The organism is Staphylococcus sp. GDX8P80P (assembly GCF_017893095.1).
Taxonomy (GTDB): domain Bacteria; phylum Bacillota; class Bacilli; order Staphylococcales; family Staphylococcaceae; genus Staphylococcus; species Staphylococcus borealis.
Genome location: NZ_JAESMI010000110.1, coordinates 17,099 through 42,905, shown reverse-complemented (window position 1 = coordinate 42,905; position 25,807 = coordinate 17,099). Strand labels below are relative to the sequence as shown.

The window sequence follows — 25,807 nt, the reverse complement described above, 5'->3', positions numbered from 1 at the left end:
TAGTGAAATTCTCTTTGCTGGGGCCCCGATCCCCAGCTTGCTTTGCTTGTAGAATTTCTTAGTGAAATTCTCTTTGCTGGGGCCCCGATCCCCAGCTTGCTTTGCTTGTAGAATTTATTAGTGAAATTCTCTTTGCTGGGGCCCCGATCCCCAGCTTGCTTTGCTTGTAGAATTTCTTTTTGCTGGGGCTCTACCTTAAAAAAACAACTAGAACTAAAAGCAACTTAACTTAAGTGTCTTCATCAATCAGTCAACTATTGGGAAAATCCCAAATAGTATTACTATATTATTTTTGTCTCAGACTCTAATAAAATACTCTCTATTTCTACAGTAAAGCGAGTTATTTAGTGGCAGTTTGAATTTTAACTAATTATCCATCCAACTTCTCATCCTCTTTTTATACATCAATGCTTGTTGTCTAGCATTGATCACATCGCTTCTATCTCTAAGTTTGTGATAATTAACAATATAATTATCTTCAGTAGAAAGAAATGTAAAAGAATAATCTGGATACCTATCTATTATTTGTTTTTCAAAGGTTGAATTGATAGGCAAATATACCGGTTTGAATGGTTTCAAGTCATCTATAGCTTTAATCTCATTCACAATTAATGTTTGAAATGCCTGTTCACTAAGATTTAGCACAGTTTTATCATATGCGTCATTAAACGTATTTAATGACTTTTCAAAAGTTATCCGCGCACCTTTGGTATTTCCTCTTCTATAATGATACATGGCAGTAGAAAATAAAATTAGGCTTACAATGCCATCCTTTTTAGAAAACTGACTATTTGCTTTCCAAGCATCCTCTAAAATATCATGACATAAGAAATAATGTTGCTGTTTATGAAAATAATAATAAAAATCGATTAAGGCTTTTTCCAATCCGACTCATCCTTAATTTAATGTTTGTAATATTCATGCTATAATACTTTAGTAAATTATGCACGATTTAGATTCATTATAAGGACGATTAACATGTATGAAGTAAAATTAGATGCCTTCAATGGCCCATTAGATTTATTACTACACCTAATTCAAAAATATGAAATTGATATTTATGATATACCTATGAAATCATTAACAGAACAATATATGCAATATGTTCATGCTATGAAACAATTAGAAATCAATATAGCGAGTGAATATTTAGTTATGGCATCAGAGTTGTTAATGATAAAAAGCAAATTATTGCTACCGCAACATGATGTTGACGAACATTTAGAGGAAGATCCACGAGAAGATTTAGTGGGTCGACTTATTGAATATCAAAATTATAAAGAATATACAGAATTATTAACCGAAAAGAAAGAAGAACGCGAGCACTATTTCACTAAGCACCCAACTGATTTATCCCATCTTGAAAAAGCCGTCACATGGGATCAAAGTCAAACATTAGATTTAACTGATTTAATTGTTGCTTATCAACGTGTAAAAAATAGACTAGCACTTAATACACCTAAGACTGTTGACATCGTTAAAGAAAGTTTTACGATTCAACAAGCAACTGAAAAAGTAACGACACAATTAAAACATCATACATCGTTTAACTTCTTTAGTTTGTTTACTTTTAGTGAACCATTAGAACAAGTGGTTACTCACTTCTTAGCAATATTAGAAATGTCTAAATCTGGACAAATCAATATTGAACAAGTTAAAAATTTTGATGATATACGTATCGTTAGAGGAGTGAATTTTAATCTTGGATAAACATGGAATCATAGAGGCATTGCTATATACAGCGGGAGATGAGGGTCTTGAAGAAAAGCAAATTTTAGAGATTCTAGATATTAATCAAGCAAAATTAGCTGAATTAGTGTCATCGTATACTTCAAGTGGTTTAATGATTCAAAAATTTGGTTCAACTTATATCTTAACTTCAAAGAAAGAAGCATCGCCTTATATTGAACAACTTATTGAACAAAAATCAAATATGAAGTTATCACAGGCAGCAATGGAAACATTGTCGATTATTGCATATAATCAACCATTAACGCGGAGTGATATCGAATTAATTAGAGGCATTAATTCCGATGGTGCAGTTAGAACTTTAATTGCCCGTGGTTTAATTGAAGCAAAAGATGTTGAAAATTCTCGTAGTCATGCTTTACAAACAACAGATTTATTTTTAAATGTATTCGGAATAGAAAAAATTGAAGATTTACCAACTACTGAAGAAGATGAAGAAGAGATGGAAGATTTCTTTAGTAATTTAGTAAATCAAAAAGGAGATACGAAATGAGCAAAGAATTAGAAAGGCTTCAAAAACGCATTGCTAATAGTGGGTATACATCACGCAGAAAAGCTGAAACTTTAATTTCAGAAGGAAAAGTAAAAGTCAACGGTGAAACTGTGACTGAATTAGGTACTAAAGTTAAAAGTTCTGATACTGTTGAAGTAGAAGGCATTAAAATAGAACAAGAAGACAAAATGTATATATTATTCTACAAACCAACGCAAGTGATCACAAGTGTGTCTGATGATAGAGGACGTACAGTAGTCACAGACTATTTTAAAGATTTAGAGACTAGAATTTATCCAGTTGGCAGATTAGATTATGATACTTCAGGACTATTACTACTAACAAATGATGGTGAATTTACGAATTTAATGACACACCCTAGATACCACATTCAGAAAAAGTATGTTGCTAAATTAAAAGGATATCTCATGCGAGAGGAAGTCAAAGCTTTAGAAAAAGGGATCGAACTGGAAGATGGGTTTACGCAACCAGCACAAGTGAAAGTAAAAAAACAGGATAAAGATAAAAACACTACACTTGTAGAAATTACTATAAGTGAAGGTAGAAATCGTCAAGTTCGTCGTATGTTTGAACACTTTGGTCACCAAGTTGATAAATTAACAAGAATTGAGTTCGGTAACTTAAATCTTAAAGGTTTAAATGCAGGTGAGGGTAGAGTCCTAACACCACATGAAGTTAAAGTATTAAGACACATGGCAGAAAATGGAAAATAAATAAATAATATTTTACAATAGTAAGAGAATTTAATTTAACTTAATTTCTCTTGCTATTTTTTTCACAAAGTTAACTTTAAAGTAAAGCTTTCAATCATGCTATATGCTATAATATTGAGTGTATTGAGCATGTGTAGGAGGTATAAACAAAATGACAAACGAAATTTTAATTGTAGACGATGAGGATAGAATTAGAAGATTACTTAAACTCTACCTAGAGAGAGAATCGTTTACGATTCATGAAGCAAGTGATGGTAAAGAAGCCTATGATCTTGCAATGGAGAATGACTATGCGTGCATACTTTTAGACTTGATGCTACCAGAGATGGATGGAATTGAAGTGGCATCTAAATTACGTGAACATAAAGACACACCTATTATTATGCTTACTGCTAAAGGTGAAGAAACTAATAGGGTTGAGGGGTTTGAATCAGGCGCTGATGACTATATTGTTAAACCATTCTCTCCAAGAGAAGTTGTATTAAGAGTTAAAGCATTATTGCGTAGAACGCAATCTTCTAAACCTGAACAAAGTGAACCTCACGCAAGAGATGTTATAGAATTTAATCATTTAATCATTGATAATGATGCGCATCGCGTTTTAGCTGATAATCAACAAGTGAATTTAACGCCTAAAGAATATGAGTTACTTATTTATTTAGCTAAGACACCTAATAAAGTTTTTGATCGTGAACAACTATTAAAAGAAGTATGGCATTATGAGTTTTACGGAGACTTAAGAACGGTAGACACTCATGTAAAACGCCTTCGTGAGAAACTTAATCGTGTATCTGAAGATGCTGCACATATGATTCAAACTGTATGGGGTGTTGGTTACAAATTCGAGGTAAAGTCTAATGACGAGCCGACTAAATAGTGTGGTAATAAAACTGTGGTTAACTATACTTTTCATAGTAACGACAGTTTTAATTTTATTAAGTGCAGCTTTAATTACATTTATACAGTATTATTACACTCAACAAACTGAAAATGCTATAAGGGAAGACGCGTCTAGAATTAGTCACTTAGTTGAACAAGCAGATAATAAGACATTAGCCATTCAACATAGTCAACAATTAATTGATGGCTCAGGTGGCGTGATTATTATGGCAAATAAATCTTCTAGCCTTAATCATTCTAATAGTGAAACTAAAAATAAAATGCTTGAAGCAATACACAATAATGCCAAATTCCAACAAGTCTTTTCAAAGGGTAAATCTACTACTCAAAATATAACCATTAGTAATAATGGTAACTCGCACTCTTATATTCTATTGGGCTATCCAATGAAAGCACAAGACAATGCAAACTCAAAGTATAGTGCTGTATTTATATATCAAGATTTGAAATCTATTGAAGATACGAATAATGCAATTACAATTATCATACTAATTACTGCGATTATCTTTATTGCTATTTCAACTGTATTTGCTTTCTTTTTATCAAATAGAATTACAAAGCCTTTGAGACAACTTAGAACGCAAGCGTTAAATATATCTAAAGGGGACTATTCTAAACAGACAAGCGTCTCAACTAAAGATGAAATAGGTGAATTATCACATACTTTCAATCATATGAGTTCTGAAATACAAGAGAATATTGAAGCACTTTCAACTCAAAAAAATATTAGAGATAGTCTAATCAATTCTATGATAGAAGGTGTACTAGGCCTAAATGACAAAAGAGAAGTTATCCTTTCAAATAAAATGGCTGATGATATTACTAAATCACTTAGTGCACCTGTATATAAAGACATTGAAAAGCAAATCGAAAAAACATTTGTTTCTAAGAATACAGAATTCCAAGAATACGAAATTAATAACAAATATTATGTCATTATCATGAGTTATATCGAGCGAATCCAACAAGATGGCCGTAGTGGTCTAGTAGTCATTATTAGAGATATGACTAACGAACATAATCTTGATCAAATGAAAAAAGACTTCATTGCTAACGTTTCACATGAATTAAGAACTCCTATTTCTTTATTACAAGGGTATACAGAGTCCATTGTAGATGGCATTGTAACAGAGCCCAATGAAATTCGAGACTCTTTATCTATCGTGCTTGATGAAACAAAACGTTTAAATCGTCTAGTAAATGAATTATTGAATGTAGCGCGTATGGATGCAGAAGGTTTAACTGTTAATAAAGAGAAACAACCTATTAAACCTTTATTAAACAAAATGCAAATGAAGTATAAACAACAGGCACAAGATTTAGAGTTAGACATGTCACTCGCGCCAGAAATGACTGATGAAATGTGGGATTATGATGCCGATCGTATTGATCAAGTACTAACAAATCTGATTGATAATGCCACACGTTATACTCAACCAGGTGATTCAATTACAATCACTTCATCATCTGATGACACATACCAGACATTGTACATTAGCGATACCGGAAGTGGTATATCTCCAGAACATCTTGAACTTGTTTTTGATAGATTTTATAAAGTCGAAGCATCAAGAACTCGAGGGAAACAAGGTACTGGTTTAGGATTATTTATTTGCAAGATGATTATCGAAGAACATGGTGGTTCTATTCAAGTAGAAAGCGAAGTAAACAAAGGTACAACCTTTATCATTAAATTACCTAAACCTAAGTGCTAATATGATTACAATCTTACGCACTTATCTATCAAGCGCTTTAATTTAAGTTACAGTAGAAACTCGTACATCACGACGTTTTACTTAACGTACTAGCTTATGTTCTAAAAATGAAATTGCTATATCAAGAGTGGGTCAGAATTCATGTTGAATCTGATTTCACTCTTTTTTTATCTAGTTAGTTTAAGCACCATTATTGCGCATTGTGCTCACATGAGGTAATATAAAAATTAAATTAATATATAGTTATAATTCATCTTCGGGGTAGGGTGTAAGTCCCAACCGGCAGTAATTCAAGCCTGCGACCCGCTTCTTATGAAGTGGCTGATTCAGTGAAAGTCTGAAGCCGACAGTATAGTCTGGATGGGAGAAGATGGAGATTTTTTGTTGTGCAAAATTATCTCCTATTCTAAGTAAGATGAATGGAAGGAGATAATTCAATATGCAACAAAACAAACGTCTTATCACGATAAGTATGTTAAGTGCGATAGCGTTCATTTTAACATTTATTAAATTTCCGCTACCATTTTTACCACCATACTTAACATTAGACTTTAGTGATGTGCCAACATTATTAGCAACATTCCTTTTGGGTCCCGTTGCTGGTATTATCGTAGCACTCATAAAAAATATACTTAACTTTTTATTTAACATGGGCGATCCAGTGGGGCCAGTTGCTAACTTTTTAGCAGGTGTAAGTTTCTTATTATCCGCTTACTATGTTACAAAACGTCAAAGACAACATGCACATACGCCAAGTTCTCTAGTGATAGGACTCGCAATCGGTACTATAGTTATGACGATTGTGTTAAGTGTATTAAACTACTTTGTGTTACTTCCTTTATATGGGATGATTTTTAATTTAGGAGATGTATTTAATAATTTAAAAATTGTCATTTTATCTGGCGTTATACCTTTTAATATTATTAAAGGTGTTGTGATTTCAATTATATTTGTACTATTATACAATCGATTAAAACGCGTTTTATCATAAAAAAATCTCCTATTGTTGAATTAAGTACTCAGCAATAGGAGATTTGATATTTATTTGATTGTGCCATAAACTATTCAAATTTAAGGGCATCACCATCAAATGGTTCTTCTTCAATTTTAATTGAATCAGTTGGACAACCTTCAAGCGCATCTTCCATATCTTCATATAATTCTTCTGGTACTTCTGCAGTACCTTGATTATCATCAAGGATTACGAAAGCAATACCTTCGTCGTCATAATCGTAAATGTCTGGCGCCGCAGCACCACATGCGCCACAAGCAATACATGTATCCATATCAACGATTGTATACTTTGCCAAATTCTTCGCCTCCTTTGATAAAAATGCTACACTAGTATAACAAATGTTAACTAACACTTCGATTAATTTATTTACTATTTTATTAGTTACATAAAGTGAGGAATCATTAATGCATTCTATTATTACCTATGCATCAAATCATTCATTCGAATATAAAACCAATAAAAGTATCTATAATATTTTAATTGGAAAAAAATCACATCAAACTTTTTTTGATGCATGTTCCCAACAACTTTTATCATTATATCACAGTTTACCTAAATTAAAATATCCGTCTTTTGAGCGATTTTTGAATAGTAATGATGACCCAAATATCACCATTACTATTCATCCAAGGTTTACATACGATAGTATTATTCAAACATTTAGTTGTATTCAATTACTTATACAAACGATGACGCATTACAAAAATAATCATTTAGACTTTATACCTATTACGCAACAAGTCACAGTTCAAAATAAAGTAAAGCAATTATATTCAACTATAATTGAGAGTGACTTAATTAATGATTTAGAAAATGAAATTGAGCAGCTTTTTCATATCATTAATGAAACGTGCAATGGCAACTGTTTGATTCATTATTATCTACAAGGGTATGAAGAACCAATGTATACGCGTCAACAAGTTTCTCTCATTGAAGACATAGCAGTAACCGATTTATTTGTCCATGAATTGAATAATTTAGTTCAAATAATGTTTGCATTAGAGCATAAAGAACAATTTCCAATATTATCTCAAACCATTATTTTACCTACATTACTAAATAAAACTACAATTACATATCATCAATTACTCAAAGGACTTTCAATGAATGAAGCTGCAGTGACTCAAAATGTTAAAATCAATACGATTGAAGACCATGTACTTGAATTATTTATTAAAGGTTATTTTACAGCGTATCAACAATTTGTAAGTACGACAGATTATAAATCGTTCATAGAATTCTATCGTCAGAATAGAGGATATCGATTAAAAATATATAAAGAACAATTCAATCAATTGTCTTATTTTCAAATTAAATTATTAATTATTGGAATTGAAAGAGGTGAGTTAAGTGCTTGAAGATAAATTAAAAGAATGGTTTGGTTTCTCCTCATTTAATCCGGGTCAGAAAGAAATTATTGAAAGCGTGTTGAGTGATAAAGATACGTTAGGAATTCTTCCAACAGGTAGTGGCAAAAGTTTATGTTATCAAATGCCAACTTATATAAAAGAAAAGCCAACTCTCATCATTTCACCTTTAATCTCTCTTATGGATGATCAAGTCATGCAATTGAAATCTCAAGGAGAGAAATTAGTTACTTCAATTCACTCTGGTATGGATGAAAATGAAAAAAGGCAAAATATAAATTTACTACAAAAAAGTCGATTTGTGTTTTTAAGTCCAGAATTTATGTTACAATCTCAAAATTTCAAATTAATTAGGAACATAGATTTCGGTTTAATAGTACTTGATGAAGCACATTGTCTATCAGAATGGGGATATGATTTTCGACCACACTATGCAATTATTGGAGAAATTACATCTTATTACAAGAATGCAACTATATTAGCCCTAACGGCGACAGCGCCACCTCATCTCGAGAAAGATTTAAAACTTATTTTATCTAAGGAATTAACTGTTATTAAGACTTCTATGAATCGGCAAAATATTGCTTTTTCACATCTCAATTTTGATAATGATGATAGTAAAATCAAGTGGTTATTAAACTTTTTAGAACAATCTGGACCTACAATCATTTATGTTTCATCCAAAAAAGTATGCTTAGAATTAGCGACCATGATCTATCACCATGGCTATTTAACTGGTATATACCACGGTGATCTATCCTATCAAGAACGCCATACCGTTCAAAATCAATTTATGGAAAACTTTATACCCGTTATTGTGGCCACAAGCGCTTTCGGTATGGGGGTCAATAAAAAAGATATTAGAACAGTGATTCACTTTCATTTATCGACAAGTCCATCAAACTATTTACAAGAAATAGGTAGAGCAGGTAGAGATAATTTACCAAGCCAAGCGATAAGCCTATATCAACCTGATGACAGCTTCATATTGGAAACATTACTTTTTAGTGATGCGATTACAACTGAAGATATTGACGCTTATGATATTGGCGCATTTCTACCACCACAAAAGGAAGAAATTCTATCCATTTTAAGCCAAAGGTATTCATCCAAAGTGCTTAAATCAATTTTCAACAACGCTTTAATACGTAAAAAATTAGGTTATCAAAGGATGATTGGATATACATCTTTAGATCAATGTAGACGCCGCTATTTATTAGAATTTTTTGACGATACACCAATTCAACCTAAACAATGCTGTGATATTGATTCGGATTTAGAATCCATTCACGTTACAAACCGAAAAAAAGTTAAAAGAAAATTAAATTATAGTGAAAAGTTAAAATATTTATTTAAAGTATAGTTGCTTTTCTTTACTAAAATTATTTTAAGAGGATATAATTAAAATACTTAAAGTTTTTTCAAGAAATATCGTGGTACTATACATATTTCACACTTTGTGGGGTATATGGTATGTGATATTAAAATATTTAATTAAGAGAGGATGATGACCGTGTCTAAAAATAATTTTAGAGATGATTTCGAAAAAAATCGTCAGTCTATTAATTCTGATGAACAATTCGAAGAAAACACAAATGAGTTTGATGATAACTCAAATCATTCAGATGAATTTGAGAATCAATCAGATCAACAATTCCCACCTAGAAATGCACAAAGACGTCAAAGAAGACGAAACCAAGCTACAAATAAAAACAGAAAATTCGATAATCAAACTTCTGATTCAAATGCTACTGGTTCACTTGATGATCGACACGATGAAGACTCTTTAAATGAGTTACAACACAATCAAAAAGAGAATCAATTAGATAAAGCATCAATACATAAAGATGATGAACACTCACCCGAAAGAGACTTTAATAATCAATCGTCTCGAGAAAATCATCGTCATGAAGCATCAAGTAGAAAGCATGATAAAGACTATGATAATGAAAGTTTAAATGATGATGATCGTCACCGTCGTGATCACCAAGAGCATATCGATGCAAACAAACATGATAAGTCAAAACATGGTAAAGATGCTGCACTAGCTGGTGTCGCTGGTGGTGCTGGTGCCAAAGCTGCTAAGGATAAACGAAATAAAGACACGAATCATCGTTCAAATCATAATGAACATCAAGATGACGATCATTTAAATCATGATAATAAGCGTGATCGCAATAAAAAACATAACAATGAAAAGCAACTAGATGACAATCAAGAACATCTTTCTAAAGACGAATCAAAAAAAGGTAATAAAGGGAAAAAAGCTGCAGTCGGTGCTGGTGCCGCTGGTGCTGCTGGTGCTGCTGGCGTAGCAGCCGCAAAACATAAAAAAGATAATAAAGACCATCACAATCAAAAAGATAATCATACGAATGAAGAGCACAATGATAAAAAACATCAAGAGGATAATGATGGATTCCAAGCTCACAACGGTAAAAAGAAACGTGGTTTAGCAGGCCTTTTACTTCCATTAATTGCGTTATTACTTATTCTAGCAGCACTTGCTATCTTTATTGGTATGTATTTAAACAATGATAAAAAAGATAGCGACCAAGCTGATAATAACAAAACTGAACAAACTGCAAACAAAGATAATGACAAAGATAGCAAAGACAAAGCTAGCGACGACAGTGACAAGAATAAAGATAATGCCACTAAAGATGATGACTCAAGTGACAAAGCTACAACTGATAATGAATCATCAAGTAATTCAAGCGATGATAATAGTAGTACTTCTGACAACAATGATTCATCAAACGCATCTGACAACAGTTCAACGTCAGATAGCGATGCTTATAATTCAAATAGCAACAGTGATAATGCTAATTCACAAGCCACTCAGAATAGTGGTAACCAAAATAATAGTAATAACAATCAATCAAATAATACTAATTCAGGACAACAAACGCATGTCGTATCAGGTAACGAGAACCTATATCGTATCGCGATTCAATACTACGGAGAAGGTACTGTTGAAAATGTTAACAAACTTAAACAAGCGAACGGCTTATCTAGTAATAACATTTCAAATGGCCAAAGATTAGTAATTCCACAATAATTACATTAAAAAACGACCATAGGATAAAAATTAGAAAATAATGCTACGTTGTTCATTCATCGTAGCTGACTAAAATTGAAAGGGCGCTTAAATTAAGCATATCTCTCATTTAGTTAACCTTGCAGGGGTAGGACAATGGATTCAAAAAGAATTCAGTCCTATCCCTGTTTTCTTTATAAAACTTATAATCTCATTAAATTGTAAATAATATAGGTGCGATTCTATTTAGAAATCATGTTACAACTGCTATAATTAATTGGTGATTAAAGGAGGCCAATGACATGCAAAGCATAGAAAGTATTATAATCGGCGGAGGCCCATGCGGTTTAAGTGCTGCTATCGAACAAAAAAGAAAGGGTATTGAAACATTAGTCATCGAAAAAGGGAATGTTGTAGATGCTATATATAAATATCCAACACATCAAACATTCTTCTCATCTAGTGATAAATTGAGTATTGGCGATATACCATTTATCGTAGAAGAAAGTAAACCTCGACGTAATCAAGCGTTAGTTTATTATAGAGAAGTTGTTAAACATCACCAATTAAATGTTCATGCATTTGAAGAAGTGTTAACTGTTAAAAAGATTGATAATAAATTCACTATAACAACTACCAAAGATGTATATGAATGTAAATTCTTAACTGTTGCAACTGGATATTATGGTCAACATAATACATTAGAGGTTAAAGGTGCAGAACTTCCGAAAGTACAACATTACTTCAAAGAAGCACATCCTTATTTCAATTTAAATGTAACTGTAATTGGTGGTAAAAACTCTGCAGTTGACGCAGCATTAGAATTAGAAAAAGCTGGCGCAAATGTAACTGTATTATATAGAGGCAATCGTTATTCATCTGCTATTAAACCATGGATTTTACCTAACTTTGAATCATTAGTTAATCATGAAAAAATCACAATGGAATTTAATGCTAATGTAACTGAAATCACTGAAAATAGTGTGATTTATGAAAAAGAAGGTAAATTAATTGAAATACCTAATGATCATGTATTCGCGATGATAGGATACCATCCTGATTATGACTTTTTAGAATCAATTGGAATAGAAATCAATACAAATGAATTCGGTACTGCGCCAGTTCATAATAAAGAAACGTTTGAGACAAATGTAGAGAATTGTTATATTGCTGGCGTCATTGCTGCTGGTAATGATAATAATGCAATCTTCATTGAAAACGGTAAATATCATGGAGGCATTATTACCCAAAGCATTTTAAGTAAAAAACAAACACCTCTCGAAAGTTAAAGTGTAATCATAAAATGCTAAACGCAACGAGATAAATATTTCAAAGCTACAATGTACTTTCATAGTAGCTAAATAGAAGAGCTGAGTAGACGTCTACATATGACGTTTCTCAGCTCTTGTCATCTTATTTTATGCTCATCAGATTCAATTCAATACGCCTTTTTTTCGGCCCTTGCTAATTTTGCTTTTCAAAATAATGCTTCAATTCTGACGTATTAAGATGATTACTTAAACCAATTAATAATTTTAGTCTCGCTTTCGGACCATTTAATCCATTTGAAAATATTAAGCCTTTATTCGATAATTGGAACCCTCCGCCATCATAAGCATATACAGGGCTTACAATACCGTTAAAGGATCTTGAAACTAACACAATTGGTATATTATTGTCCAAGCATGATTGAACGCCATTCAAGCAACTTGGTGGTAAGTTACCTTGACCCAAAGCTTCAACGACAATACCATCTACATGCTGTTGTGAATAGAAATTAAATATATCACTGTCCATCCCCATATAGGCTTTAATCAATGGCACGCTTAACTCATGATTGACTGTATCAAAAGACTGTTGTTGATAGGGCTGATTATAAAATTGAACATTATCTTTGGTTAAAATACCTAATGGACCTTGATTAGGACTTTGGAAGGTATTAATGTTAGACGTATGCGTCTTAGTGACATTTCTGGCAGTATGTATTTCATCATTGAATACGACCATTACACCTTTGTCTTGCGCATCACTAGATGAAGCTACACGAATGGCCGAAATAAAATTATATAAACCATCAGAACCAATTTCATTTGAAGATCTCATCGCTCCAGTAATCACAACTGGATATCGAATATCTATTAATAAATCAAGAAGATATGCAGTTTCTTCAAGCGTGTCTGTTCCGTGTGTAATCACATAACCATCGTATTGACTTGTCTTATTTGCATCAATAATGATATTTCTCAATTGTTCAACGTTTTGAATTGTTATGTGTGGAGACGGAATGTTAAATGGATGTATTTCATCTACGTCAGCGTATTGACCAATAATGTCTGTATGTAAAGATATTGGATTTACATCATTTGTTACTACTTGGTTAGATTGATTTTGAGACATGCTAATCGTACCACCAGTATGTATAACTAATAATCGCTTCATTGCGTTCCTCCTATTTTTAATTTACATATTTATGATAAAATAATACAAACAAAACAACAAGGAAGGATAAAATAATATGGACTTAATAAATATTGCCTTGGATGGTCCTGCAGCAGCAGGTAAAAGTACAATTGCTCGACAAGTTGCTAGTAAATTATCAATGATATACGTTGATACTGGTGCAATGTATCGCGCAATAACTTATAAATATCTTCAAAATCATAAACCTGAAGATTTTAAAGCACTCGTTGATCAAACTACTTTAGAATTGACTTATGATAAAAGTAAAGGACAACGCATCTTATTAGATGATCAAGATGTTACCGATTTTTTAAGAGAAAATGATGTGACTCAAAATGTATCCTATGTCGCTTCTAAAGCGCCAGTTAGAACATTTGCAGTTGAAAAACAAAAAGACCTAGCAGCAAAAAAAGGTATCGTCATGGATGGACGTGATATTGGCACAGTAGTGCTACCAAATGCAGAATTAAAGGTGTACATGATTGCTTCAGTTGAGGAGAGAGCTGAAAGACGACAAAAAGAAAATGAACAACGTGGTATTCCTTCAACATTATCGCAACTAAAAAAAGAAATCGAAGAAAGAGACCGCTATGATATGAATCGTGACATTTCACCTTTAAAAAAAGCAGACGATGCGATTACAGTGGATACAACTGGTAAAACGATTGAAGAAGTAACTGAAGAAATAATGAACTTAGTTAACAATTTATAAATGAGCAATAATAGCTATATAGAATAATTTGTACTTAATTTAGAATAAAGTGCGAATTATTTTAAATAGCTATTTTTATTCTATATAATTAAAAGTGGTAATAATTAATCACTGTTTAAATCGTATAACATTTATTAAGGTTCATTAAAAATATAAATCTTTAAAAGTTACAAATCAGTTAAATTTCTATTTAATAATTTTGATAATTGATAATTTTTTTAAGGACTTATGAAACTAAAGGGGAATTTCTTGACAATTCTACTGGTTTATAAGATGTTATATGTATGTAGTGTATAAGGAGGCAAATAAGATGACTGAAGAATTCAATGAATCAATGATTAATGATATTAAAGAAGGTGACAAAGTCACTGGTGAGGTTCAACAAGTTGAAGACAAACAAGTCGTAGTTCATATTAATGGTGGCAAATTCAATGGAATTATTCCAATTAGCCAACTTTCAACTCATCATATTGAAAACCCTAGTGAGGTTGTTAAACAAGGTGATGAAATAGAAGCATATGTTACTAAAATAGAAGTTGATGAAGAAAATGACTCAGGTGCGTATATTCTTTCTAAACGTCAACTTGAAACTGAAAAATCATATGAATATTTACAAGAAAAATTAGATAATGATGAAATAATTGAAGCAAAAGTTACAGAAGTAGTTAAAGGTGGCCTAGTTGTAGATGTAGGTCAACGTGGTTTCGTACCTGCTTCACTCATTTCAACTGATTTCATTGAAGATTTCTCTGTATTTGAAGGACAAACTATTCGTATCAAGGTAGAAGAATTAGATCCTGAAAATAATAGAGTCATTTTAAGCCGTAAAGCAGTAGAGCAAGCTGAAAATGATGTTAAAAAAGCTTCTTTACTAGAATCATTAAATGCAGGCGATGTTATTAAAGGTAAGGTAGCTCGTCTAACTAACTTTGGTGCTTTCGTTGATATCGGTGGCGTAGATGGCTTAGTCCACGTTTCAGAACTTTCACACGAACATGTTGATTCTCCAAAAGATGTTGTTTCTGTAGGACAAGAAGTAGATGTGAAAGTTAAATCTGTAGAGAAAGATGCAGAACGTATCTCACTTTCTATTAAAGACACTTTACCAACACCATTTGAAAGTATTAAAGGACAATTCCACGAAGATGATGTTGTCGAAGGCAAAGTTGTACGTTTAGCTAACTTTGGTGCTTTCGTTGAAATCGCACCAGGTGTACAAGGCTTAGTTCATATTTCAGAAATTGCACATGAACATATCGGTACACCAGGTGAAAAGCTTGAGCCAGGTCAACAAGTTAATGTTAAAATTTTAGGTATTGATGAAGAAAATGAACGTATTTCACTTTCAATCAAAGCTACTTTACCTAAAGAAGATGTCGTTGAAAGCGATGATGCTACAACTCAATCTTATTTAAGTAATGATTCAAACGAAGATAATCCAACACTTGGCGATGTCTTTGGTGATAAATTCAAAAACTTAAAATTCTAATCTAAAGTTAGGATAGAAATTCATGAGGCTGGGACAAAATAAAATGTCTCAGTCTATTTTATTGTTCTGGCAGTAGCTGTCAGATGTGAATCAATTTGATTTAAGCGTATTATCAACGTGATAGGTTGCATGAATTTTGATGATTAACCTTAACAAAATTTTGATCTCAACCTGATTATCAATCTTAGTAATATCTTTTAAGAAAAACATTTAATGAGTCGTTCTCTATTTAATTAAGCTGTTATCATTCAAATTTCAATTATCAATTCATTATAATGTAACTTAACTTATATACTATGTTTGAAATAAGTAGGTCATATGATAAAATTATAGAGATTTTAGAAAGAGAGGAAGTTAGCTTATGACGAAACCTATTGTAGCGATTGTAGGAAGACCAAATGTAGGGAAATCTACAATCTTTAATAGAGTAGTAGGTGAACGTGTTTCAATAGTCGAAGACACACCTGGTGTTACTCGTGATAGAATTTATTCATCAGGTGAATGGTTAACACATGAATTTAACATTATTGATACTGGTGGAATTGAAATCGGTGACGCGCCATTCCAAACACAAATTAGAGCACAAGCTGAAATTGCAATAGATGAAGCAGATATTATTATTTTTATGGTAAATGTGCGTGAAGGTTTAACTCAAAGTGATGAAATGGTTGCACAGATGTTATATAAATCTAAAAAACCCGTTGTGTTAGCCGTTAATAAAGTGGATAATCCTGAAATGCGAAACGACATTTTTGATTTTTACGCATTAGGTTTTGGAGATCCATATCCTATCTCAGGGTCACATGGCTTAGGATTAGGTGATTTGTTAGATGAAGTGGTTAAACATTTTCCAGAGGATTATGAAGACCCTTACGACGAAGACACAATACGATTATCAATCATCGGACGTCCTAATGTAGGAAAATCAAGTTTAGTAAATGCCATTCTTGGCGAGGACCGTGTTATTGTATCGAATGTTGCTGGAACGACTAGGGATGCCATTGATACTGAATATAGTTACGATGGTCAAGATTATGTTTTAATCGATACTGCTGGAATGCGTAAAAAGGGTAAAGTGTATGAGTCTACTGAAAAATATTCCGTATTACGTGCGCTTAAAGCCATCGAACGTTCTAATGTTGTACTAATTGTAATAGATGCAGAGGAAGGTATAATAGAGCAAGATAAACGTGTAGCAGGTTATGCTCATGAAGAAGGTAAAGCCGTAGTAATTGTAGTGAATAAGTGGGACACAGTCGATAAAGATAGTAACACAATGAAGAAATTTGCAGATGATGTTAGAAACCAATTTCAATTTTTAGATTATGCACAAATCGCTTTCGTTTCTGCCAAAGAAGGTACACGCCTGCGCACGCTATTCCCTTATATTAATGAAGCAAGCGAAAATCATAAGAAACGTGTTCAAAGTTCTACATTAAATGAAGTAGTGACAGACGCTATATCTATGAATCCTACGCCAACAGATAAGGGTCGTCGTTTAAATGTGTTTTATACTACACAAGTAGCTATCGAACCTCCTACGTTTGTTGTATTCGTAAATGATGTCGAATTAATGCACTTTTCTTATAAACGTTACCTTGAGAATCAAATTCGTCATGCATTTGGTTTTGAAGGAACACCCATTCACATCATTCCGAGAAGAAGAAACTAAAAAGGAGATAATACTATGACTAAAATTACTGTTTTTGGTATGGGAAGTTTTGGTACTGCATTAGCCAATGTGTTAGCAGAAAATGGACATACTGTTCTAATGTGGGGTAAAAACGAAGATAGTGTCAAAGAATTAAATGATCACCATCAAAATAACCGTTATTTAAAAGATGTCGTACTCAATAGTAGTATTAAAGCCACTAGCGATATCAATGAGGCTGTGAATTTTACCGATATTTATTTAATGGCTTTACCTACTAAAGCTATGCGTGAAGTAACTAGTCAAATTGATGGTTTGATTAACTCAAAGAAAACCTTCATCCATGTAGCTAAAGGTATTGAAAATGATACATTTAAACGTGTTTCAGAAATGATTGAAGATTCTATATCTGAAGAACATAATGGTGGCATAGGCGTATTATCAGGTCCTAGCCATGCTGAGGAAGTAGTAATTAAGCAACCAACAACTGTGGCTGCATCATCAAAAGATGAAAAAGTTAGTGAACTCATTCAAGATTTATTTATGAATGATTATTTACGTGTCTATACTAATAACGATTTAGTTGGCGTTGAATTAGGTGGCGCGTTAAAAAATATAATAGCAGTCGCAAGTGGTATTGTGGCAGGTATGGGCTATGGAGATAACGCTAAAGCTGCTTTAATGACACGTGGTTTAGCTGAAATAAGCAGATTAGGTGAAAAATTAGGTGCTGATCCTATGACGTTTTTAGGACTTGGCGGCATTGGTGACTTAATTGTTACGTGTACATCTACACATTCCCGTAACTACACATTGGGATATAAGTTAGGACAGGGCCAAACTATGGATGAAGCATTAAATGAGATGAATATGGTTGTAGAAGGTATTTATACTACTAATTCTGTATATCATTTAGCCAAACAACAAAATGTGGATATGCCTATAACGAATGCACTTTACAAGGTTTTATTCGAAGATAAACCAGTTAAAGATAGTGTTAAAGACTTGATGGGAAGAGATAAAAAATCCGAATAGAGTGTAATATTACTTTATTTCGAAAAATTTTCGCAGATTTGCACTTAAAATACTGATATTTCAGTGTTTTAAGTGCATAAATTATTGCGGTAACATTAATTATTGTGTTAAAGTCATAGCATAATGATATAAAGATATCATTATCATTCATCTGGAGGTGAACTCGTAATGAATAAAACTGACTTAATTAACGCAGTTGCAGAACAAGCTGATTTAACTAAAAAAGAAGCTGGTTCAGCTGTAGATGCTGTTTTCGAATCAATCCAACAATCACTTTCTAAAGGTGAAAAAGTACAATTAATTGGTTTCGGAAACTTCGAGGTACGTGAACGTGCTGCACGTAAAGGACGTAACCCTCAAACAGGTAAAGAAATAGAAATTCCTGCAAGTAAAGTTCCAGCATTCAAAGCTGGTAAAGCATTAAAAGATGCTGTTAAATAATTTACTTAAAAGCCCTATAAAGGGCTTTTTTTTATACATATATCATTTCAATAGACTTAATTTGTCATATGTAGTTTAACTTGACTATTACAAATGTCTCATCAGTGCATATATTCAAATAAGTAAAGTCACATCCACTTAAGTCACTGTATTTTATTTTTATTCATATAATGTTAAGATGTATAGTGATAATAACGTGAGGTGTGAACATGGAAACAACAATAAGCAAATTAAATACACAAATTAATCAAAAGCTTACAGGAATTCATGACTATGAAACGATTCATATAAATGCTAATTTGAGTGCATTACTCGATACTTATGACATTCCTGAAAATGCTAAACTTGCTTGCCTCACTATCGATACTTCAATGAAACATCTTGATGAGATAACACAAAACCAAAAGTCAAAAAAATCTATTTTAATTGGTGATTTACTAAGCGCTCATTTTTATACGCTTTTAGCTGAAATAAATGATCCAACGTTTCAATTAGCAATGAGCAAAGCGATAGTCAAATCGAATGAATTAAAATCATCATTACATCATCAAGTATTAGAGTCTGAAGCTATCTATGATGCAATTATTGAAATTGAAACAATCTTCCCATATATAACTTTGTCTCATTTCAGTAAAGAACAAGTTACGCCTTTAGATTTATATCAACAATTAATCTCCGAGGTAGATGACTATTATCCATCTTATCTTAAGATGTACCAACCATCTGATGTACGTCAGTTTTTACAAAATATCAATCAAAGTTATATAGAGAAAAGTAGAGGTAATATTAATGACTGAAAATAATGCAAAAAAAGAACAAGTTCATACAGTCTTCCAAAATATTTCAAGTAAGTATGATCGCTTAAACAACATTATTAGTTTTGAACAACATAAAGTGTGGCGAAAACATGTAATGAAAGATATGCACGTTAAAGTTGGTAGTAAAGCACTTGACGTGTGTTGCGGTACTGCTGACTGGACTATTGCACTAAGTAAAGCAGTAGGTGCGCATGGTGAAGTAACTGGTTTAGACTTCAGTGAAAACATGTTAGAAGTGGGTAAAGAGAAAACAAAGCATATGGATAATATTCATTTAGTTCATGGAGATGCAATGAATTTACCATTCGACGATAATTCATTTGATTATGTCACAATTGGCTTCGGTCTCCGTAACGTACCTGATTATTTAGTTGCATTAAAAGAAATGAATAGAGTCTTAAAACCAGGTGGAATGGTCGTTTGTCTTGAAACAAGTCAACCAACAATGCCAGTATTTAAACAAATTTATAAATTATACTTTAAATTCATAATGCCAATTTTCGGTAAATTATTCGCTAAATCTAAGGAAGAATATGAGTGGTTACAACAATCTACGTTCGATTTTCCAGATAAAGACAAATTAAAACAATTATTTGAACAAGCTGGCTTCACTAAAATTAAAATCCGTAGCTTTACAGGTGGCGTTGCTGCAATGCATCTAGGCTATAAACAAAAAAGTTAGACAAAATAAAAGGTGATTAACGTGGCAAAGTTAAACATGAATAGCGAAATTAAGAACGTAGAAAAACGCCTTCAAAAAGCTATCGAAAGCAATGATCCAATTTTACATGAAGCATCATCTCATTTGCTTTCTTCAGGAGGCAAAAGAGTTAGACCTGCATTCGTTATCTTGAGTAGTCAGTTCGGACCACAAAAGCAAACTGAAGATACGTATCGTGTTGCAGTTGCCCTTGAATTAATTCATATGGCAACACTAGTACATGATGATGTTATCGATAAAAGCGACAAACGACGTGGACGTTTAACCATAGTTAAAAAATGGGACGTTACTACCGCAATATTAACTGGAAACTTCTTACTTGCATTGGGTCTTGAACATTTATCTGAAATTCGTGATAACCGTATTCATCATATTATTTCAAATTCGATTGTAAACGTAGGACTTGGTGAATTATTCCAGTTTCAAGACCAATTCAATAGTGAGCAAAGTATTACCAATTATTTGAGACGCATCAATAGAAAGACCGCTTTGTTAATTCAATTAGCGACTGAAGTCGGTGCGATTACTTCTGAGGCTGATGATGAAACTATTCGAAAGCTTAAAATGATAGGCCACTATATTGGCATGAGTTTCCAAATTGTTGATGATATTTTGGACTTCACTAGCACTGAAAAGAAACTGGGCAAACCTGTGGGTAGTGACTTAATGAATGGACACATTACGTTACCAGTGCTACTTGAAATGAAAAAAAATATATCATTCAAGCGTCAAATTGCTTCACTCAACCATCAATCTAGTTCTCAAGACTTTGAACCTTTGATTGAGCAAATTAGAAACTCTAATAGCATTAAAGAATCTAAAGCAATTAGTGATAAATATTTAGCTAAAGCACTCAAGTTAATTAATGAACTTGATGAACCCAATGCTCAAAGTCTTTTTATTAAATTAATAAAGAAAATGGGATCACGTAACGTTTAAAACGAAAAAATATTGAAAGCGCTTTAACAACCTGTTACTATTGAATAGTAGCAGGTTTTTTGTTACGCCAAAATACGATACATATTTAAATATTCATCATTCAAGTCTTATGTTTATATCATTGAGACTTCACACACAGGGGGATAATTTACGATGGAAAGAACATTTTTAATGATTAAACCAGATGCAGTTCAACGTAATTTAGTGGGAGAAATTATTTCACGCATTGAGAGAAAAGGTTTAAAACTAGTAGGTGGTAAATTGATGACTGTTCCTCAATCATTAGCTGAAGAACATTATTCTGAACACACGGATAAACCATTCTACGGCAAATTAATTTCATTTATTACTTCTGCACCTGTTTTTGCAATGGTTGTTGAAGGCGAAGATGCCGTTGATGTATCAAGACATATTATAGGTAAAACAAATCCATCTGAAGCAACACCAGGTTCAATTAGAGGCGATTTCGGCTTAACTATAGGACGAAATGTAATTCATGGTTCAGATTCAGTTGAATCAGCACAACGTGAAATTGCACTTTGGTTTAATGAAGACGAATTAAGTAGCTATGCGTCACCTAGAGATGCTTGGTTATACGAATAGAAATTTAATACGCATATTCTACTGATAAGGGTAGTCTAGACAAATAGGTTGAGGCTTACCTTTTAGATAAATCACAAAGACTGACAAAATAGTGAAGCCGTTAATAATACGTTGCCTAACACTTGTCATCCTATAGAGGGCGAACTAGAATGCATTATGAATACTAGTTCGCTCTCTTTCTATTTATTTAGGATGAAATATCATCATTTCATTTTTCATTCTTTAATTATTGAAATATTCTAATAAATTCAAATTTACTATTGCACACTAGTTATGTTATACGGTTGAATGTGATATGATAACACATATCACAATTTAACGTAGTAAAGGGAAAGGAGCGTATTCTCATGAGATATTTAACGTCAGGAGAATCACATGGTCCTCAATTAACAGTAATTATTGAAGGTGTACCTGCGAATTTAGAATTAAAAGCAGAAGATATTAATACGGAAATGTTTAAACGTCAAGGTGGCTACGGTAGAGGACGACGTATGCAAATTGAGAAAGATGCTGTAGAAATTGTATCAGGTGTCAGAAATGGTTATACACTTGGCAGTCCAATCACACTTGTTGTCACAAACGATGATTTCACACATTGGAGAAACATTATGGGTGTTGCGCCTATTACAGATGAAGAAAGAGAGAATATGAAACGTACTATTACAAAACCACGTCCGGGACATGCGGATTTAATTGGTGGTATGAAGTACAATCATAGAGATTTAAGAAACGTTTTAGAACGTTCTTCTGCTCGCGAAACAGCAGCGCGTGTTGCAGTTGGGGCAGTATCTAAAATACTGTTAGAACAATTAGATATTCATATGTATAGTCGTGTAGTTGAAATTGGCGGTATTAAAGACGAGGGGTTATATGATACTGAAACTTTCAAACAAAATATAGATAAGAATGATGTACGTGTTATCGATGAATCTATCGCACAGAAAATGAGAGATAAGATAGATGCCGCTAAAAAAGAAGGCGATTCAATTGGTGGCGTTGTTCAAGTAATGGTCGAGAATATGCCTGTGGCTGTTGGTAGTTACGTACAATATGATCGTAAACTAGATGGTCGTATTGCTCAAGGTGTTGTTAGTATTAATGCATTTAAAGGAGTAAGCTTCGGTGAAGGTTTTAAAGCTGCAGAAAAACCAGGAAGCGAAATACAAGATGAAATCTTATATAATAGCGAATCAGGCTTCTACCGTGGTTCTAATCACCTAGGTGGCTTTGAAGGTGGTATGACAAATGGTATGCCAATTATCGTAAATGGCGTTATGAAACCAATACCAACTTTATACAAACCGCTTAATTCTGTTGATATCAACACTAAAGAGGACTTCAAAGCTACGATTGAACGTTCTGATAGTTGTGCTGTACCTGCAGCAAGTGTAGTTTGTGAACATGTTGTTGCTTTTGAAGTAGCCAAAGCGATTACAGAAGAGTTCCAATCCAATCATATTGATCAATTAAAAGCCCAAATTGAGGAACGAAGACGTCTAAACATTGAATTTTAAATCAATGTACGTATAGAAACGAGGTATTTTGAATGCAATTACAAACAACGTATCCAAATAATAATTATCCAATTATCGTCGAACATAATGCGTTTGAAACATTATCTGACTATATACAAGACTATGATAAAGTCTTTCTCATCGTTGATGAATTTGTTGATTTTAATTTTAAACATAAGTTCACTACACTACTTAACGCATCAAACACTTATAAGATCGTTGTACCTGCCGGTGAGAAAATGAAAACATTTGAGCACTATCAACAAACATTAGAACAATTACTTAAATATAACTTAACGCGCAACACGTGTTTAGTTGCGATAGGTGGCGGTGCTACAGGTGATTTTACTGGATTTCTAGCTTCATCTTTATTAAGAGGTGTTGATTTCATACAAGTACCTACGACGATACTTGCGCATGATTCAAGTGTTGGAGGCAAAGTAGGTATTAATTCTATTCATGGGAAGAATTTAATCGGTGCATTTTATCGACCAAAAGCTGTCATTTATGATTTAAACTTTTTAAATACTTTACCTTATGAAGAAATTTTAAGTGGCTATGCTGAAGTTTATAAACATGCTTTATTAACAGGACAAGTCGCTACAGATGATATTGAGAAGCACTTTTCTACTAGAGAAAAGCTGAATTCTCTAAAAGATATGGATCAGTTTATCTTCAAAGGCATTAAGACGAAATTGAACGTCATCGTTAAAGATGAAAAAGAGCATAATATGCGAAAATATTTAAATTTAGGGCATACGTTCGGCCATGCTGTTGAATATAAAACAAAAATACCACATGGTCACGCCATAATGATTGGTATTATCTATCAATTTATTATCGCCAACAGACTGTTTGAATCACAATTTGATGTTTCACATTATGCTAATTATTTAAAAACATTATGTTATCCAGTTGAATTGGTTCAACAATTAAATTTTAATGATATGTATCAATATATGTTAACGGATAAAAAGAATAATGGTGAAGGTATTCAAATGGTCTTACTAGAAGAGCTTGGTAAACCACGTGTCTGCCACGTTGAAAAAGACATATTAATTCAAGCGTTTGAGGATTTACAATTAGTATTAAAGTAGGTGGATGATAGCATGTCAAATGAACAAATGATCGATATTAAGGGACCGTTAGTTGGTGAAATTGAAGTGCCTGGAGATAAATCCATGACGCACAGAGCCATCATGTTGGCTTCTTTAGCAACTGGCCAATCAACGATATTTAAACCGTTATTAGGCGAAGATTGTTTACGTACAATCGAAATATTTAAATTATTGGGTGTTGACATACAAATTGCGGATGACAAAATCGTTGTTAATTCACCAGGCTATAATAAATTTAAAACACCACATCAAACTTTATACACAGGCAATTCGGGAACTACGACACGCTTATTAGCAGGTTTGCTAAGTGGTCTCAACCTTAATTGTGTGTTATCTGGTGATGCGTCAATAGGTAAGCGACCTATGGATAGAGTGATGAAACCACTCAGATTGATGGGTGCTAATATTTCAGGAATAGATGATAACTATACGCCTTTAATTATTGAACCCGCTTCACTAAAAGGCATTACCTATGAAATGGAAGTAGCGAGTGCACAAGTTAAAAGTGCGTTATTGTTTGCTAGTCTATTTTCAAATGAAGTTTCTGAAATTACTGAGTTAGATATAAGTCGAAATCATACTGAAACAATGTTTGAACATTATGGCATTCCAATTAGCATTTCTGGCAAGGTGATTACTACACAGGCAAACGCTATCCAACATATCAAAGCTACAGACTTTAATGTTCCGGGAGATATTTCTTCAGCAGCATTCTTTATCGTAGCAGCACTTATTACGCCTGGAAGCGATATAATAATTCATAATGTTGGCATCAATCCAACTCGTTCAGGTATTATAGATATCGTTGAACAAATGGGAGGGCGTATTGAGTGTTTTAATGTCACGCAAACGTCAGAACCAACTGCATCGATTCGTGTAAAATATACACCAAACTTAAAACCCGTCCATATCGAAGGCAATTTAGTACCGAAAGCGATTGACGAATTACCTATCATTGCACTATTGTGTACACAAGCAACTGGTACAAGTATCATTAAAGATGCAGAAGAATTAAAAGTGAAAGAAACAAATCGAATTGATACAACTGCAGATATGCTTGGATTATTAGGCTTCGAATTACAACCAACTGAAGATGGGTTAATCATTCATCCTTCAGAATTCAAAAAGTCAGCAACCGTAGATAGTTTAACTGACCATAGAATTGGAATGATGTTAGCTATAGCTTCATTATTGAGTAATGAACCGCTTAATATCCGACAATTTGATGCTGTAAATGTATCATTCCCTGGTTTCCTTCCTAAATTAAAGCTTTTAGAAAATGAGGGATAAAAT

Annotated in this window: 25 protein-coding genes and 1 riboswitch; of the genes, 22 read left to right on the top strand and 3 right to left on the bottom strand. The window is 32.9% G+C overall.

What is annotated here, in order from left to right:
* Positions 1 to 366: 366 nt before the first annotated feature.
* Positions 367 to 885 carry a DUF309 domain-containing protein gene (locus KA858_RS09920; RefSeq protein WP_210135576.1) on the bottom strand — a complete coding sequence of 173 codons (519 nt, stop codon included), beginning with the start codon at positions 883 to 885 and terminating at the stop codon, positions 367 to 369.
* A 93-nt stretch (positions 886 to 978) separates the two neighbouring features.
* Here KA858_RS09920 and KA858_RS09915 point away from each other — a divergent pair, with 93 nt between their 5' ends.
* The 6 genes from KA858_RS09915 to KA858_RS09890 all read left to right on the top strand — a co-directional run bounded on the left by KA858_RS09915 (position 979) and on the right by KA858_RS09890 (position 6,582).
* The gene (locus tag KA858_RS09915) at positions 979 to 1,710 is read left to right on the top strand and encodes a segregation and condensation protein A (RefSeq protein WP_210135575.1); all 732 of its coding nucleotides are present in this window, start codon (positions 979 to 981) and stop codon (positions 1,708 to 1,710) included.
* On the top strand, positions 1,703 to 2,242 hold the full coding sequence (gene scpB, locus KA858_RS09910; protein WP_053029453.1) for an SMC-Scp complex subunit ScpB: 540 nt from the start codon (positions 1,703 to 1,705) through the stop codon (positions 2,240 to 2,242). Before KA858_RS09915 ends, scpB begins: the two co-directional genes overlap by 8 nt.
* Positions 2,239 to 2,976, top strand: coding sequence for a pseudouridine synthase (locus KA858_RS09905; protein WP_053029452.1), 738 nt, complete (start codon positions 2,239 to 2,241; stop codon positions 2,974 to 2,976). Before scpB ends, KA858_RS09905 begins: the two co-directional genes overlap by 4 nt.
* 151 nt (positions 2,977 to 3,127) lie before the next feature.
* Positions 3,128 to 3,853 carry a response regulator gene (locus KA858_RS09900; RefSeq protein WP_053029451.1) on the top strand — a complete coding sequence of 242 codons (726 nt, stop codon included), beginning with the start codon at positions 3,128 to 3,130 and terminating at the stop codon, positions 3,851 to 3,853.
* Entirely contained in the window at positions 3,834 to 5,591 is a 1,758-nt protein-coding gene (locus KA858_RS09895; protein ID WP_210135574.1) for an ATP-binding protein, read from the top strand. The genes KA858_RS09900 and KA858_RS09895 overlap by 20 nt, the downstream gene beginning before the upstream one ends.
* A gap of 248 nt (positions 5,592 to 5,839) precedes the next feature.
* A riboswitch (FMN riboswitch) is annotated at positions 5,840 to 5,967 on the top strand.
* Between the two features lie 63 nt (positions 5,968 to 6,030).
* A complete protein-coding gene (locus KA858_RS09890; RefSeq protein WP_210135573.1) occupies positions 6,031 to 6,582 on the top strand; it encodes an ECF transporter S component in 552 nt (183 codons plus the stop codon).
* Between the two features lie 70 nt (positions 6,583 to 6,652).
* Here KA858_RS09890 and KA858_RS09885 read toward each other — a convergent pair whose 3' ends face one another.
* Positions 6,653 to 6,901, bottom strand: coding sequence for a ferredoxin (locus KA858_RS09885; protein WP_002449743.1), 249 nt, complete (start codon positions 6,899 to 6,901; stop codon positions 6,653 to 6,655).
* Between the two features lie 109 nt (positions 6,902 to 7,010).
* Between KA858_RS09885 and KA858_RS09880 the strand changes: the two genes are divergently transcribed.
* The 4 genes from KA858_RS09880 to ypdA all read left to right on the top strand — a co-directional run bounded on the left by KA858_RS09880 (position 7,011) and on the right by ypdA (position 12,302).
* A complete protein-coding gene (locus KA858_RS09880) occupies positions 7,011 to 7,964 on the top strand; it encodes a YpbB family protein (protein WP_210135572.1) in 954 nt (317 codons plus the stop codon).
* Positions 7,957 to 9,336 carry a RecQ family ATP-dependent DNA helicase gene (locus KA858_RS09875; RefSeq protein WP_210135571.1) on the top strand — a complete coding sequence of 460 codons (1,380 nt, stop codon included), beginning with the start codon at positions 7,957 to 7,959 and terminating at the stop codon, positions 9,334 to 9,336. Before KA858_RS09880 ends, KA858_RS09875 begins: the two co-directional genes overlap by 8 nt.
* Before the next feature lie 144 nt (positions 9,337 to 9,480).
* Positions 9,481 to 11,034 (top strand): elastin-binding protein EbpS, encoded by a 1,554-nt coding sequence (ebpS, locus tag KA858_RS09870; protein WP_245342085.1) that lies wholly within the window; start codon positions 9,481 to 9,483, stop codon positions 11,032 to 11,034.
* 281 nt (positions 11,035 to 11,315) lie between these two features.
* Positions 11,316 to 12,302 carry a bacillithiol disulfide reductase YpdA gene (ypdA, locus tag KA858_RS09865; protein ID WP_210135569.1) on the top strand — a complete coding sequence of 329 codons (987 nt, stop codon included), beginning with the start codon at positions 11,316 to 11,318 and terminating at the stop codon, positions 12,300 to 12,302.
* A 175-nt stretch (positions 12,303 to 12,477) separates the two neighbouring features.
* Here the strand turns inward: ypdA and KA858_RS09860 are convergent, their stop codons facing one another.
* A complete protein-coding gene (locus tag KA858_RS09860; RefSeq protein WP_210135568.1) occupies positions 12,478 to 13,452 on the bottom strand; it encodes an asparaginase in 975 nt (324 codons plus the stop codon).
* A 76-nt stretch (positions 13,453 to 13,528) separates the two neighbouring features.
* Between KA858_RS09860 and cmk the strand changes: the two genes are divergently transcribed.
* From cmk to aroA, 12 genes are all read left to right on the top strand, one after another.
* Positions 13,529 to 14,185: a (d)CMP kinase gene (gene cmk, locus KA858_RS09855; protein WP_210135567.1), complete on the top strand. Its 657-nt coding sequence runs from the start codon at positions 13,529 to 13,531 to the stop codon at positions 14,183 to 14,185.
* Between the two features lie 310 nt (positions 14,186 to 14,495).
* Positions 14,496 to 15,674, top strand: coding sequence for a 30S ribosomal protein S1 (gene rpsA, locus KA858_RS09850; RefSeq protein ID WP_210135566.1), 1,179 nt, complete (start codon positions 14,496 to 14,498; stop codon positions 15,672 to 15,674).
* Positions 15,675 to 16,035: 361 nt separating this feature from the next.
* Positions 16,036 to 17,346: a ribosome biogenesis GTPase Der gene (gene der / locus KA858_RS09845; RefSeq protein ID WP_210135565.1), complete on the top strand. Its 1,311-nt coding sequence runs from the start codon at positions 16,036 to 16,038 to the stop codon at positions 17,344 to 17,346.
* A 15-nt stretch (positions 17,347 to 17,361) separates the two neighbouring features.
* Entirely contained in the window at positions 17,362 to 18,360 is a 999-nt protein-coding gene (locus KA858_RS09840) for an NAD(P)H-dependent glycerol-3-phosphate dehydrogenase (RefSeq protein ID WP_075108766.1), read from the top strand.
* A gap of 168 nt (positions 18,361 to 18,528) precedes the next feature.
* Entirely contained in the window at positions 18,529 to 18,801 is a 273-nt protein-coding gene (locus KA858_RS09835) for an HU family DNA-binding protein (protein ID WP_011275733.1), read from the top strand.
* A 209-nt stretch (positions 18,802 to 19,010) separates the two neighbouring features.
* Complete coding sequence (locus tag KA858_RS09830; protein ID WP_210135564.1) at positions 19,011 to 19,598, top strand: heptaprenyl pyrophosphate synthase subunit A; 588 nt, start codon at positions 19,011 to 19,013, stop codon at positions 19,596 to 19,598.
* Positions 19,591 to 20,301, top strand: a complete 711-nt coding sequence (locus tag KA858_RS09825) for a demethylmenaquinone methyltransferase (RefSeq protein ID WP_210135563.1) — start codon at positions 19,591 to 19,593, stop codon at positions 20,299 to 20,301. Before KA858_RS09830 ends, KA858_RS09825 begins: the two co-directional genes overlap by 8 nt.
* A 21-nt stretch (positions 20,302 to 20,322) precedes the next feature.
* Positions 20,323 to 21,279, top strand: a complete 957-nt coding sequence (locus tag KA858_RS09820) for a polyprenyl synthetase family protein (RefSeq protein ID WP_210135562.1) — start codon at positions 20,323 to 20,325, stop codon at positions 21,277 to 21,279.
* 153 nt (positions 21,280 to 21,432) lie between these two features.
* A complete protein-coding gene (gene ndk / locus KA858_RS09815) occupies positions 21,433 to 21,882 on the top strand; it encodes a nucleoside-diphosphate kinase (RefSeq protein ID WP_210135561.1) in 450 nt (149 codons plus the stop codon).
* A 347-nt stretch (positions 21,883 to 22,229) separates the two neighbouring features.
* On the top strand, positions 22,230 to 23,396 hold the full coding sequence (gene aroC, locus KA858_RS09810; RefSeq protein ID WP_210135560.1) for a chorismate synthase: 1,167 nt from the start codon (positions 22,230 to 22,232) through the stop codon (positions 23,394 to 23,396).
* Positions 23,397 to 23,428: 32 nt separating this feature from the next.
* Positions 23,429 to 24,493 carry a 3-dehydroquinate synthase gene (gene aroB / locus KA858_RS09805; RefSeq protein ID WP_210135559.1) on the top strand — a complete coding sequence of 355 codons (1,065 nt, stop codon included), beginning with the start codon at positions 23,429 to 23,431 and terminating at the stop codon, positions 24,491 to 24,493.
* A 12-nt stretch (positions 24,494 to 24,505) separates the two neighbouring features.
* On the top strand, positions 24,506 to 25,804 hold the full coding sequence (gene aroA, locus KA858_RS09800) for a 3-phosphoshikimate 1-carboxyvinyltransferase (RefSeq protein ID WP_210135558.1): 1,299 nt from the start codon (positions 24,506 to 24,508) through the stop codon (positions 25,802 to 25,804).
* Positions 25,805 to 25,807: the final 3 nt, after the last annotated feature.

Bases quoted from the DNA above. Each gene is read 5' to 3' on its own strand.
- ebpS (WP_245342085.1), top strand. From the start codon at position 9,481: ATGACCGTGTCTAAAAATAATTTTAGAGATGATTTCGAAAAAAATCGT.
- aroA (WP_210135558.1), top strand. From the start codon at position 24,506: ATGTCAAATGAACAAATGATCGATATTAAGGGACCGTTAGTTGGTGAA.
- cmk (WP_210135567.1), top strand. From the start codon at position 13,529: ATGGACTTAATAAATATTGCCTTGGATGGTCCTGCAGCAGCAGGTAAA.
- aroC (WP_210135560.1), top strand. From the start codon at position 22,230: ATGAGATATTTAACGTCAGGAGAATCACATGGTCCTCAATTAACAGTA.
- KA858_RS09860 (WP_210135568.1), bottom strand. From the start codon at position 13,452: ATGAAGCGATTATTAGTTATACATACTGGTGGTACGATTAGCATGTCT.
- KA858_RS09905 (WP_053029452.1), top strand. From the start codon at position 2,239: ATGAGCAAAGAATTAGAAAGGCTTCAAAAACGCATTGCTAATAGTGGG.
- KA858_RS09915 (WP_210135575.1), top strand. From the start codon at position 979: ATGTATGAAGTAAAATTAGATGCCTTCAATGGCCCATTAGATTTATTA.
- KA858_RS09830 (WP_210135564.1), top strand. From the start codon at position 19,011: ATGGAAACAACAATAAGCAAATTAAATACACAAATTAATCAAAAGCTT.
- KA858_RS09890 (WP_210135573.1), top strand. From the start codon at position 6,031: ATGCAACAAAACAAACGTCTTATCACGATAAGTATGTTAAGTGCGATA.
- KA858_RS09880 (WP_210135572.1), top strand. From the start codon at position 7,011: ATGCATTCTATTATTACCTATGCATCAAATCATTCATTCGAATATAAA.
- der (WP_210135565.1), top strand. From the start codon at position 16,036: ATGACGAAACCTATTGTAGCGATTGTAGGAAGACCAAATGTAGGGAAA.
- ypdA (WP_210135569.1), top strand. From the start codon at position 11,316: ATGCAAAGCATAGAAAGTATTATAATCGGCGGAGGCCCATGCGGTTTA.
- KA858_RS09900 (WP_053029451.1), top strand. From the start codon at position 3,128: ATGACAAACGAAATTTTAATTGTAGACGATGAGGATAGAATTAGAAGA.
- KA858_RS09895 (WP_210135574.1), top strand. From the start codon at position 3,834: ATGACGAGCCGACTAAATAGTGTGGTAATAAAACTGTGGTTAACTATA.
- rpsA (WP_210135566.1), top strand. From the start codon at position 14,496: ATGACTGAAGAATTCAATGAATCAATGATTAATGATATTAAAGAAGGT.
- KA858_RS09835 (WP_011275733.1), top strand. From the start codon at position 18,529: ATGAATAAAACTGACTTAATTAACGCAGTTGCAGAACAAGCTGATTTA.
- ndk (WP_210135561.1), top strand. From the start codon at position 21,433: ATGGAAAGAACATTTTTAATGATTAAACCAGATGCAGTTCAACGTAAT.
- aroB (WP_210135559.1), top strand. From the start codon at position 23,429: ATGCAATTACAAACAACGTATCCAAATAATAATTATCCAATTATCGTC.
- KA858_RS09840 (WP_075108766.1), top strand. From the start codon at position 17,362: ATGACTAAAATTACTGTTTTTGGTATGGGAAGTTTTGGTACTGCATTA.
- KA858_RS09825 (WP_210135563.1), top strand. From the start codon at position 19,591: ATGACTGAAAATAATGCAAAAAAAGAACAAGTTCATACAGTCTTCCAA.